Here is an 11,886-nt window from a genome sequence, read left to right on the forward strand (position 1 = left end):
GTTCCAGGCCGCGCGAGGCGGCTTCCGACAGTGCGGTCCGATCGCCGCCCCGAACCGCTCGCGCCAGTTCCGGCACCAGCACCGCGCCCATCGCAACGCCGACGATGCCGAGCGGCAGCTCGATCAGCCGGTTGGCGAAGTACAGCCATGACACTGCCGCCGGCTGGGCCGAGGCGATGATGGCGCCGGCGACGATCAGGAGCTGCGGTCCGGAATTGGCGATCATCCCGGGGATCGCCTTGGCGAAGAATGTCCGCATCGCCGCGTCGAAGCCGGCGCGCAGCGGTGTCGCCAGCCGTTCGCCGCGGCCGTTGACCGCCAGGATCGAAAGCTGCAGCAGCCCGGCAACCCCGACGGTGCCGGACAGGATCAGCGCCGCAATGGTCGGGTCGTTGTGGCCGAGCAGCAGCACTGCCGTAACGACGATCAGCGATATGTTGAATAACAGCGGCGAGAACGCGGTAAGGCCGACTTTGCCTTGCGCGTTGAACAACCCCATCATCACCGCGACCGGGCCGGCGAAGGCCAGATACGGCAGCATCAGCCGGGCGTCGCGGGTTGCCATCAGCAGTGCGGGCTGGCCGATGAAGCCGGGGGCCAGCACGGCGATCAGTAGCGGCATGAACACGCCGAGCAGGATCGCCAGCAGCAACGTCGCCAGCGCAATGCTGCCGAGCAGCCGCCCGGCGAACGCGGCCGCCGCTACGGGACCGTTGTGTTCGCGCACTTTCAGCCAGGCCGGCACCAGCGCGGCGTTGAGCGCGCCTTCGGTCAATAGCCGCCGCGTCACGTTGACGAGCTGAAACGCCAGCAGGAACGCATCCGCCACCACGCCGGCGCCGAGCAACGCCGCGACCAGTGCGTCGCGAACGAATCCCAACAAACGTGACGACAGAGTCCCTGCGGAGACGGTGAGCAGCGGGCGAAGCATCCCGGCCTTATAGCCGGATTGCCGGCGCAACGGCCCGGCGCAGCTCGGTTTAGTGGCCGTTTGGTAAAGGGGGGGCCTGTTGGCCGGTAGGCTTCCTTACTACCGCGTCATGGCCGGGCTCGACCCGGCGATCCATCCTTTCTCAAAAGAGCATCTTGCGAAGACGATGGATGCGCGGCCTTCGCCGCGCCGAAGGGCTTCGGCCCCGCAGGCGGGTCGAGCCCGCGCATGACGACCTTGGGAACCGCCCTCGCTTGCGGCTGCCGACCCGAACATGATAGGTCGGCGCGCCTTTCGCGCGGCCGGCGATGCACCGGCCCGACCCGCATAATCCGCGGGATTTTCCTTATTTCTCCCCGCTATGGATCGAAATCGATGAGCTCAGCCCAATACGATGTCCTCGCCATCGGCAACGCGATCTTCGACGTGCTTGTCCGCACCGAAGAGGACTTCCTGGTCAAGCACGGCATGGCCAAGGGCGGCATGGCGCTGATCGATGAAGCCCGCGCCGCGGCGATCTATGCCGACATGGGCCAGGCCATCGAAATGTCCGGCGGCTCGGCCGCCAACACCATCGTAGGGCTAGCTTCGTTCGGCGCCCGCACGGCCTATCTGGGCAAGGTCAAGGACGATCAGATCGGCAAGCTCTACACCCACGACATCCGCGCCGCGGGCGTCACCTTCGACACCAAGCCGGCAACCGACGGCCCCGCGACCGGCTGCTCCTACATTTTGGTGACGCCGGACGGCCAGCGCACCATGAACACGTATCTCGGCGCCGCGCAGGATCTGTCGCCGGCCGATATCGACGAGACCAAGTTCGCGGCGGCCGCCATCACCTATCTCGAAGGTTATCTGTGGGATCCGCCGCAGGCCAAGGAAGCGTTCCTGAAGGCCTCGAAGATCGCGCACGGCGCCGGCCGCAAGGTGGCACTGACGCTGTCGGATGCGTTCTGCGTCGACCGCTATCGCGGCGAATTCCTCGAGCTGATGCGCTCCAAGACCGTCGACCTGATCTTCGCCAACGAGGCCGAGCTACACTCGCTGTACCAGACCTCGGATTTCGATGCGGCGCTGACTCTGCTGGCTCAGGACGTCGCGCTCGGCGTCGTCACCCGCAGCGAAAAGGGCTGCGCGGTGGTCGATAAGGATGGCGTCACTTTGGTGCCGGCGGCTGCGATCGATCAGCTGGTCGATACCACTGGCGCTGGCGATCTGTTCGCGGCCGGCTTCCTGTTCGGCCTGGTCCGCAATCTCGGCTACGAAAACGCCGGCCGCCTCGGCGCGCTGGCGGCCGCCGAAGTGATCCAGCACATCGGCGCCCGCCCGCAGGTGTCGCTGAAGGAATTGGCGCAGCAGCACGGGCTGGCGGTCTAAGCCTCTACCCCAAGTCGTTCCGGGGCGCGAACGAAGTTCGCGAACCCGGAATCTCCTGCTTGTCGCATCGGCGTCTCGCAGAACATGTCGGGATTCCGGGTCTGCGCGCTGTCGCGCGCATCCCGGAATGACGACGCCCTTGTTGTTACTTGCAACGACAGCTTACGCCGTCTTCGCCGCCTTCAGGCCGAGCTTGGCCTCGACCTTCTCGCGCATGATGAACTTCTGGATCTTGCCGGTCACCGTCATCGGGAATTCGTCGACGAATTCGATGTAGCGCGGGATCTTGTTGTGGGCGATCTGGCCCTGGCAGAACGCGCGGACGTCGTCGGCGCTCAGCGTTTCGCCGGGACGCGGGCGGACCCAGGCGCAGAGTTCTTCGCCGTAGCGGTCGTCTGCGACGCCGAAGATCTGGACGTCCTGGATCTTCGGGTGGCGATACAGGAATTCCTCGATCTCGCGCGGATACAGGTTTTCGCCGCCGCGGATCACCATGTCCTTGATGCGGCCGACGATGTTGCAGAAGCCCTCGTCGTCGATAGTGGCGAGGTCGCCGGTGTGCATCCAGCCGGCGGCATCGAGCACGTCGGCGGTCTTCTCCGGTTCGTCCCAATAGCCCAGCATCACGCTGTAGCCGCGGGTGCAGAGTTCGCCGCGCTGGCCGCGCGGCACGACCTTGCCGTTGAGATCGACGACCTTCACTTCGACATGCGGATGAATGCGGCCGACGGTCGAGACCCGCCGGTCTTCCGGATCGTCGACCGCGCTCTGGAAGCTGACCGGGCTGGTCTCGGTCATGCCGTAGGCGATCGTGACTTCGCGCATGTTCATCGCATCGTTGACGCGGCGCATCACTTCCACCGGGCACGGCGCCCCCGCCATGATCCCGGTGCGCAGTGACGATAGATCGAAGCTGGCGAATTCCGGATGATCGAGCTCGGCGATGAACATCGTCGGCACGCCGTACAGCGCGGTGCATTTCTCGCGCGATGCGGTCTGCAGCGTCACCAGCGGGTCGAAGCCTTCGCCGGGATAAACCATCGTGGCGCCGGAGGTGACGGAAGCGAGGTTGCCCATCACCATGCCGAAGCAGTGATACAGCGGCACCGGAATGCAGATGCGATCTGCAGCGGTGAGCTTCATCGCGCGGCCGACAAAGTAACCGTTGTTGAGAATATTGTGATGCGTCAGCGTCACGCCCTTGGGCGAGCCGGTGGTGCCGCTGGTGAACTGAATGTTGACCGCATCGTCGAACTGCAGCTCGCTTGTGAACGCCGCGATCTGGTCGCGGTGGCGCGCGCCGCCCATGGCCGCGACCTCGTCGAACGCAATCGTGCCCGGCGCTTTCGGTCCGCCGATCTGGATCACGGTGCGCAGCTTCGGCAGCTTGGCTGATTGCAATGCGCCGGGCGGCGACGTCGCCAGCTCCGGGATCAGCGTGTTGAGCATCTCCATGTAGTGCGAGGTCTTGAACGCGGTGGCGGTCACCAGCGCGGCGCAGCCGACCTTGGCGAGCGCGAATTCCAGCTCGCTCAACCGGTAGGCCGGATTGATGGTGACCAGGATCAGTCCGGCTTTGGCGGCGGCGAACTGCGTCAGCGTCCATTCCGGCCGGTTCATCGACCAGATGCCGATGCGGGCGCCGCGTTCCAGTCCGAGCGCAACAAAGCCGGCGGCCAGCGCATCCACGCGTTCGGCGAAGTCACTCCAGGTCCAGCGGGTGTCATGGCTGGGTGAAACCAACGCTTCGCGATCGGGCCACAGCGCCACCGCGCGGTCGAGTGCCTGGCCGATGGTGATTCCGAGCAGCGGCGCGTCGGAGACGCCGCAGACATAGCTGGGGGTCGAGCTGGTCACGTCCTTGGTCCTCGCCTTAGCGCCCGGACGGTTTGGAGTACCGGGTCGTCTTCGTGGGGGCTTGTCGCCTCTTTCACGAAGCATAGCGCCGCCGGCAGGGCATTGCGACCCCGCCGGCGGCGCGAGCGATTCTTAGGCCGCCTGTTGTCCGGCGCCGAGGCCGGCATAGACTCCGCGTTCGAACGCGGCGAACGCCTCCAGGCACTTGGCGTCCGCGAACGGCAAGACCTGCATCAGGATCACGCCGCAGACGTCGCGGGTCGGATCGATCCAGTAATAGGTATTGGCGAGCCCGGCCCAAGCGAGGCTGCCGGGGCTGCGGCCTTCCGGCGTCTTCTCGGTGTTGATCAGGAAGCTGAGGCCCCACTTCTTGGTCATGCCGGGATAGAGGTCGACGTCGTTGGTGGCGAAGGCGATTGCCGAGTTCAGCTTGGTGACGTTGAGATCGCCGATGTGGTTCTGGCCCATCATCGCCACGGTCTCCGGCTTCAGCACCTGGTTGCCGTTGCCGCGGCCCTTGTTGAGGATCATCTGGGTGAACTTCAGATAGTCCGCCGCGGTGCCGTAAAGGCCGCCGCCACCCATGTGGAATTCCGGCTCCTGCGCGACCTCGAACGGGATCGGCGACAGCGAGCCATCCTCGCCGCGCGCATGCACCGCGACCAGCCGCTTCCGCTGTTCGTCGGTGATCTTGAAGCCGATGTCGGTCATGCCGAGCGGCGCGAACAGATGATCGCGCAAATACGCGTCGAGCTTCATGCCGCTGGCGGCTTCGACCGCCTTGCCGGCGAAGTCGATGTTGATGCCGTACTCCCAGCGCGTGCCTGGATCTGACGCCAGCGGCGTCTTCAGTGCGGCTTCCTGGCAGCCGATGATGCCGGGGATGCCGTGCCGCTCCATGTACTTCACCATGTCGGCGTTCCACATGTCGTAGCAGAAGCCGGCGGTGTGGGTGAGCAATTGCCGCAGCGTGATCGGAGATTTGGCCGGCCGGGTCTTCGGCGTACCGTCGGCATCGAATCCGTCGAGCACCAGCGGCTGGGCGAGATCGGGCAGCACCTTGCCGATCGGCTCGTCGAGCGACAACTTGCCCTGCTCGACGAGCTGCATCGCCGCAGCGGCGGTGATCGCCTTGGTCATCGACGCGATCCAGAACACGCTGTCGGTGGTCATCTGCTCCGGCTTCGACAAATCGCGCTTGCCGTACGCGCCTTGGTACAACACCTCCTGCGAATTACCTGCGATGGCCACGACGCCGGGGATGTCGCCGCGCTCGCTCATCTGGCGCAAGCTCTGGTCGATCGGGTTGCTGCTTTGCATGTTGTCCTCCCTTGTTTGCTTGGCAGTTTTCTAAAGCGGCCGGATTGTTCACCGAGCGGTTCCGCTGGGCAAGCGATAACGAGGTCGGGCGACAAAGTCTCGCATCTGCGAGCGGCGACGAATTCGCGCCGGGAACGAACGGGTGGGCGTCGCGTTCACAAAGTCGCCGCAGTGTTGAACCTTGCGGCCTCAGCCGCCGTCCAACCCAAAGTTGCGACGCCCCCGCCCGGAGCACCGAGATGATCCCGACCTGGAGTGACTGGAAGCGCTATCCGCAGCCCGGCCGCGGCGGCAATATCGAGGCGCCGGTCAGTCCCGGGATCTACGAAGTGCGTTACGCGCAGACCGGCGCCCTGTACGGCTTCGAGGCCGTCGACAATCTTGCGGTCGCGCTGGCGCAACTGCCTGTCAAATCGGCACGCGCTGGATCGTGGTTCGGCCGCCGCACCGCACAGCCGTTCCCGGAGCTTGAGTATCGCGTCTGCGCCACCACTTCGCGCGCTCATGCCCGCACCGCCGCCGAACGCATGATTAATCTGCGCAGCACCTGGATCGCCGGCGCCGCCTGAACGTGGTGCGACGCGGCCTCCATTCGCGTCCGCGAAATCATGCGGTGATGCGGAGGACGATGCCGGGCCTGCGCTGTGCGCCGCGCGATCTCTGCCTATATTGACCGGCGACAGGGGCCATCGCGGTCCCGCTGCAATCCACCAGCAACGCCGGAGCATTCAATGTCACCCACCGCCGCCGCCCGCACCGCCGATCAAGCCGCCTCGCTGCGCGATCGTCTGAAGGACCCGTCGCTGCTGCGCGAGCAGTGCTACATCGGCGGCGCCTGGTCGGGCACGTCGACGATCGCGGTGACCAATCCGGCCAATGGCCAGACAATTGCCAAGGTGCCGCATCTCGGCGCTGCCGAGGCTACCCAGGCGGTCGAAGCGGCCGCGCAGGCATTTCCGGCGTGGGCCAAGCTCACCGCCAAGCAGCGTTCCAACATCTTGCGCAAATGGTTCGAGCTGATCATCGCCAACCGCGAGGATCTGGCGCTGATCCTGACCACCGAACAGGGCAAGCCGCTCGCCGAGGCGCTCGGCGAAGTCGATATCGGCGCTGCCTATGTCGAGTTCTTCGCCGAAGAGGCGCGTCGGGTGTATGGCGAAACCATCCCGACCCAGCGCGCCGACGCCCGGCTGATCGCCATCAAGCAGCCGATCGGCGTCTGCGGCGCGATTACGCCGTGGAATTTCCCGAGCTCGATGATCACCCGCAAGGTTTCGCCGGCGCTGGCGGCGGGATGCACCGTGGTGCTGAAGCCGGCCGAGGAAACGCCGTTGAGCGCCTTCGCGCTGGCGGCGCTGGCCGAAAAGGCCGGCGTGCCGAAGGGCGTGTTCAATGTCCTCACCGGCGATGCACCGGCGATCGGCAAGGTGCTGTGCGAACATCCGGCCGTCCGGTTCGTCGGCTTCACCGGCTCCACCGAAGTCGGCAAGATCCTCTACAAGCAGGCGTCGGTCGGGGTGAAGAAGCTCGGTCTCGAACTTGGCGGTAACGCGCCGTTCATCGTATTCGACGATGCCGACGTCGACGCCGCGGTCGAAGGCGCGATGGTGTCGAAATATCGCAACATGGGTCAGACCTGCGTCTGCGCCAACCGGCTCTACGTGCAGGACGGCGTCTACGACGCGTTCGTCGAGAAGCTCGCCGCCAAGGTCAAGGCGATGAAGGTCGGTGACGGCACCGAGCAGGGCGTGACGCAAGGCCCGCTGATCAATGAGGCCGCGGTCGAGAAGACCGAGCGGCACATTGCGGATGCGCTGTCGAACGGCGCCAAAGTGATCACCGGCGGCAAGCGCCACGCGCTCGGCGGCACCTTCTTCGAGCCGACCGTGCTGGCCGATGTCCGTCCCGACGCGCTGGTGGCGCATGAAGAAACCTTCGGTCCGCTGGCGCCGGTGTTCCGCTTCAACGACGAAGCCGAAGTGATCCGGCTCGCCAACGCCTCGCCGTTCGGCCTCGCCAGCTATTTCTACGCCCGCGATTTGGGCCGCGTCTGGCGCGTTGCAGAAGCGCTGGAGAGCGGCATGGTCGGCGTCAACACCGGCCTGATTACCACCGAAGTCGCCCCGTTCGGCGGCGTCAAGGAATCCGGCCTCGGCCGCGAAGGCTCGCATCACGGCATCGAAGAGTATGTCGAGATCAAATACGTGATGATGGCGGGGATCTGAGGGCAGGAGCTCAACTACGCGCTCATCCTCATCCTGAGGAGCCCCGGCAAAGCCGGGGCGTCTCGAAGGATGGGCCACGCAGGACTTGTGGCACATGGTTCGAGACGGCGCTTCGCGCCTCCTCACCATGAGGGTGAGCGTGACGAGCGGCCAAGAGTGCGAAGGCGCTACTACGCCTTCCGGCGCTCATCGATCTCCCTGATCCGCGCCCGCGCGTCGTCGCCTTCGGGGATCGGGCGGCCGCTGTCGCGCCATCCGATCGCGGCTTTGAAGCCGGCGTCTTGCGCGTAGCGGCGGAACCACAGGCCCTCGGGATTGTGCCGCGAAACGCCGTCGAAGATCGTGGCGAGCATCTGGGTTTGCTCCAGCCCCATGTTCAACATGACCTGGTTGACCACGAGCTTGTGCATCGCCAAGTGACTCTTCGGCACGCCGGCGACGCGTGTGGCGAGCTTGATGGTCGCTGCTTCTAATTCGTCGGCCGGCACCGACAGATTGACGAGACCCCACTCGGCCGCGGTCTTGCCGGTGATCACGTCGCCGGTGAACATCATCTGCTTGGCGCGCGTCGGGCCGAGCTTGAAGGTCCACATCGCGGTGGTGGGGCATCCCCAGACGCGGGTCGGCATGTAGCCGATGCGCGCATCGTCGGCCATCACGATCATGTCGCAGCACAGCGCGATGTCGCTGCCGCCGGCGACCGCCGCGCCGTGGATCTTGGCGATGGTCGGCTTTGAGCAACGCCACAGACTCATGAAGTCCTCGGTGTTGCGCTTCATCGCCGCGTAGTCGACCAGCGGATCCCACGGCTCCTTCTCCTGCTGGCAGGGGTGGTCGATGTCGCTTTCGGCGTAGTCGACCAGATCGTAGCCGCCGCAAAAGCCCTTCCCGGCGCCTTCGATGACGATCACATGGATTGCGTCCTCGGCCTGCGCCCACTCCACTGCGGCGCGAATCTCCCGCGGCATATCGTCGTTGATGGCGTTGAAGCGGTCGGGGCGATTCAGCACCAGTCGCGCGATTCGTGGGGCATTCGGGTCCGGCGCGATCGTCAAGGTCGAGAATTCGGGCAAGGCTTCCTCCGTAAGTTTCTATGAACAGTCAGCGTTGACTGTACGGCGCTCCCTGCTACAGTCAATCCTGACTGTTCAGGAGACGAGATGAACCGGACCCGGTCCGATGCTGCCGAAAGCCCGCCCGCGATCCGCGACCGTTTGCTCGACGCGGCGGTCGAATGCTTGATCGAGCTCGGCGTGGCGGGAACATCGACGCTGGCGGTGCAGCACCGCGCGGGCGTCAGCCGCGGCGCGCTGCTGCATCATTTTCCGAGCCGCGAGGTGCTGCTGGCCGCGAGCGTTTCCGAGCTGATCCGGCGCAACGAGCATGCAGTACGCAGCTTCGTCGAAGCGCTGCCCAGCCGCGGCGACCGGCTGAAAGTGGCGATGGGCGCGCTCGCCTTTGCGGCGAGGCAGCCGGCGTATCTGGCCGAACTCGAACTATGGGCGGTGGCGCGCACCGACAGTGCCTTGCGCCAGACGTTGATCGCCGCCGAACGGCTGGCGAAGCGTGAGATCGACCGCGTCCACTATCAGTTGTTCGGCGATTGGGCGAAGTCGGACTCCTACGCCGAAATTGTCGCGCTCACCCAGCACTTCATGCGCGGGCTGGCGATCTCGGAGAACGTCCGGCTGTCGCCGAAGCGCCGAGACGAACTGATCGCCTCCTGGACCGAGGCGATCCGGCCGATCCTGGAACGCGGCCTAACGACCAGAAGCGCCAGCAAGGCGTAATCAGCAAAATCTCAGGAGGAAACGATGAATTCACCGCCGCTGCGCGAGTCCTATTGGGCTGGGGATCAATCGCGACCGGTGCTCGACGTTGCGATCGGCGAGGTACTGGCGGAGGTTGCGGCGCAGGAAGGCGACCGGCTGGCGCTGGTCGAAGTCGTGCCGAATGGTATGGACTCGCCGGTCGGCGCAGCGAGCACCAGCCGCAGCTGGACCTATGCGCAGCTCAACGATGACGCGCGCCGCTGCGCCAGCTGGCTGCTGACGCAGTTCAAGACCGGTGACCACATCTGCGTCTGGGCGCCGAACGTGCCCGAATGGATCGTGCTGCAATATGGCGCGGCGCTGTCCGGCCTCGTGCTGGTGACGGCCAATCCGGCCCTGAAGGCGTCGGAGCTGGAATTCGTGCTGCAGCAATCGCAGTCGGTGGCGCTGTTCCATCTCGATGCATTCCGCGGTGTCGACACCGGTGCGGTTGCGCGTAGCTTTGCCTCTGCGGAGCTGCGCTGCATTTCGTTCAGCGGCTGGCTCGATGAGGTCCGCCGCACCGATATCGGAGCTCTGCCGCGGATCGACCCCGGTCAGCCGGCACAGATCCAGTACACCTCGGGCACCACCGGCCGTCCCAAAGGTGCGCTGCTGCACCATCGCGGGCTGATCACCAACGCCAGCTACGTCGCGGCGCGCGCCGGGCTCGATCACAGCGTGCTGCTGAGCCCGATGCCGCTGTTTCATACGGCCGGCTCGATCATGAGCGTCTTAGGCTGCCTCAATTCGCGCTCGACTCTGGTGCTGCCGCTGCTGTTCGAGCCGGGCACCGTGCTCGACGCAATCGTGCACACCCGCGCCGACACGCTGTTCGGCGTGCCGACGATGCTGCTCGCGGTGATCGATGCCCAGCTGCAGGCGCCGCGCGATCTGTCCTCGCTTCGCGTTGCCGCCTCCGGCGGCGCCCAGGTGCCGCCCGAACTGCATCGCCGGATTCACGACGCGCTGAAGCTGCCGCTGCTCACCGTGTTTGGCCAGACCGAACTCAGCCCGATCGTCTCGCAGACCAGCATCGACGATCCGGACGCGCAGCGCATTCACACGGTCGGACGGCCGCTGTGGAACGTCGAGGTGCGGATCGTCGACCCGAATGGTGACCGCGTGGTCGGCATCGGTGTTGAAGGCGAGATCCAGGTCCGCGGCTATCAGACCATGCTCGGTTACTTCAACGCCCCCAAAGAGACCAGCGAGACGATCACGGCCGACGGCTGGCTGAGGACGGGCGATCTCGGCGCGATGGATGAAGACGGTTATCTGCGGATCACCGGCCGGCTCAAGGACATGATCATCCGTGGCGGCGAGAACATCTATCCGGCCGAAGTCGAAGCCTGCCTGCTGCGCCATCCCGCTGTTGCCGACATCTCGGTGTTCGGAGCGCCGGACGATAAATGGGGCGAAGTGGTCGCCGCCGCGGTCCGGCTCGTGCCGGATGTGCCGGTAACGGCCACCGAGCTGAGCGCCTTCTGCAAGACTGAGATCGCGCCGCACAAGGCGCCGACGGTCTGGTACGCCTGCACGGGTTTTCCGCTGACGGCGTCCGGCAAGATCCAGAAGTTCCGCCTCCGCGATGCGGCGGTCGAAGGCGAGTTGCAGCGCCTGAGCTGATGGCCTGCCGCGGCGGCTCTGGTCTTGGATCGTTGCTTTGACGCGAGCGGCACGCCATGTCGGCGTGCCGCTCAGTCGGGTGCCGGTGATCTACTGACTGAATCCGGTGGGCGGCTGCACGCGTGTTACCGGCGGCGGGGCCCAGCGGCCGGTCAGGGCTTCTTGTTTGGGTGCGTACATCCGCATCGTCAGCGTGAACGGTCCTTTCGGCGCCGGCAGCCAGTTCGATTCGTGCTCCGTGCCGGGGCTGGCGTTCTGGATCAAGAGGTCGAGCGAGCCGTCGGCGTTGGGTTTCAGCGGCATCCAGCTGCTCAGCGCCTGGCGCTGCAGCGCGTTCGGCACCGGGAAACCGTCGGAATCGTACAGCGTCAGCGACCAGAACGCGTCGACCGGCGGCGTGGCGCCCTTCTGGAAGCGCAGCACATAGTTGCTGGTGCCGTCGAGCGGCTTGCCGGTCTCGTCGGCGATGTTGACCGGATAGATCGCGTCCTCAGGCACGTTGGCGCCGAGCCCGAACTGGGCGACGATCGCGCGCTTCAGGTAGTAATTGCCGTACACCCCCATGGTGTCGATGTTCATGCTCCAGCCATTGGCCACGCGGGCCATGGTCGGCATCTTCCAACTCATCAGCTTCAGCGCCTCGGCCGGTGCCGCGGCCAGTGCCTTGCGTACGTTGGGGGCGGCTTTGTCGAGATCGAAGCTCTTGCCCGGCCCCGGCCCGATCCGGCGCAGCCGC

At 65.7% G+C, this 11,886-nt stretch carries 10 protein-coding genes; 5 read left to right on the forward strand and 5 right to left on the reverse strand.

The window, feature by feature from the left end; genetic code table 11:
* On the reverse strand, positions 1 to 931 hold a 931-nt coding region (locus DYI24_RS11745; RefSeq protein WP_283810852.1), incomplete at its 3' end, for a lipid II flippase MurJ.
* Between the two features lie 375 nt (positions 932 to 1,306).
* Here DYI24_RS11745 and DYI24_RS11750 point away from each other — a divergent pair.
* Positions 1,307 to 2,308 carry an adenosine kinase gene (locus DYI24_RS11750; RefSeq protein WP_164572408.1) on the forward strand — a complete coding sequence of 334 codons (1,002 nt, stop codon included), beginning with the start codon at positions 1,307 to 1,309 and terminating at the stop codon, positions 2,306 to 2,308.
* 162 nt (positions 2,309 to 2,470) lie between these two features.
* Here DYI24_RS11750 and DYI24_RS11755 read toward each other — a convergent pair whose 3' ends face one another.
* The gene (locus tag DYI24_RS11755; protein ID WP_164572409.1) at positions 2,471 to 4,165 is read right to left on the reverse strand and encodes an AMP-binding protein; all 1,695 of its coding nucleotides are present in this window, start codon (positions 4,163 to 4,165) and stop codon (positions 2,471 to 2,473) included.
* 132 nt (positions 4,166 to 4,297) lie between these two features.
* The gene (locus tag DYI24_RS11760; protein ID WP_164572410.1) at positions 4,298 to 5,485 is read right to left on the reverse strand and encodes a serine hydrolase domain-containing protein; all 1,188 of its coding nucleotides are present in this window, start codon (positions 5,483 to 5,485) and stop codon (positions 4,298 to 4,300) included.
* 239 nt (positions 5,486 to 5,724) lie between these two features.
* Between DYI24_RS11760 and DYI24_RS11765 the strand changes: the two genes are divergently transcribed.
* Complete coding sequence (locus tag DYI24_RS11765) at positions 5,725 to 6,054, forward strand: hypothetical protein (protein WP_164572411.1); 330 nt, start codon at positions 5,725 to 5,727, stop codon at positions 6,052 to 6,054.
* A 162-nt stretch (positions 6,055 to 6,216) separates the two neighbouring features.
* Positions 6,217 to 7,710: an NAD-dependent succinate-semialdehyde dehydrogenase gene (locus DYI24_RS11770; protein ID WP_164572412.1), complete on the forward strand. Its 1,494-nt coding sequence runs from the start codon at positions 6,217 to 6,219 to the stop codon at positions 7,708 to 7,710.
* A 170-nt stretch (positions 7,711 to 7,880) separates the two neighbouring features.
* Here DYI24_RS11770 and DYI24_RS11775 read toward each other — a convergent pair whose 3' ends face one another.
* Positions 7,881 to 8,783, reverse strand: a complete 903-nt coding sequence (locus DYI24_RS11775; protein WP_164572413.1) for a crotonase/enoyl-CoA hydratase family protein — start codon at positions 8,781 to 8,783, stop codon at positions 7,881 to 7,883.
* 87 nt (positions 8,784 to 8,870) lie between these two features.
* On the opposite strand from DYI24_RS11775, the gene DYI24_RS11780 reads away from it, so the two are divergent.
* Together DYI24_RS11780 and DYI24_RS11785 are read left to right on the forward strand one after the other, a co-directional pair.
* A complete protein-coding gene (locus DYI24_RS11780; protein ID WP_164572414.1) occupies positions 8,871 to 9,500 on the forward strand; it encodes a TetR/AcrR family transcriptional regulator in 630 nt (209 codons plus the stop codon).
* Positions 9,501 to 9,524: 24 nt separating this feature from the next.
* Entirely contained in the window at positions 9,525 to 11,150 is a 1,626-nt protein-coding gene (locus DYI24_RS11785; RefSeq protein WP_164572415.1) for an AMP-binding protein, read from the forward strand.
* A gap of 90 nt (positions 11,151 to 11,240) precedes the next feature.
* On the opposite strand, the gene DYI24_RS11790 is transcribed toward DYI24_RS11785, so the two are convergent.
* Positions 11,241 to 11,886, reverse strand: a 646-nt coding sequence (locus DYI24_RS11790; protein WP_164572416.1) for a DUF1214 domain-containing protein, incomplete at its 5' end; no start/stop codon positions are given.

Source organism: Rhodopseudomonas sp. BR0C11 (genome assembly GCF_010820945.1).
Lineage (GTDB): Bacteria > Pseudomonadota > Alphaproteobacteria > Rhizobiales > Xanthobacteraceae > Rhodopseudomonas > Rhodopseudomonas palustris_H.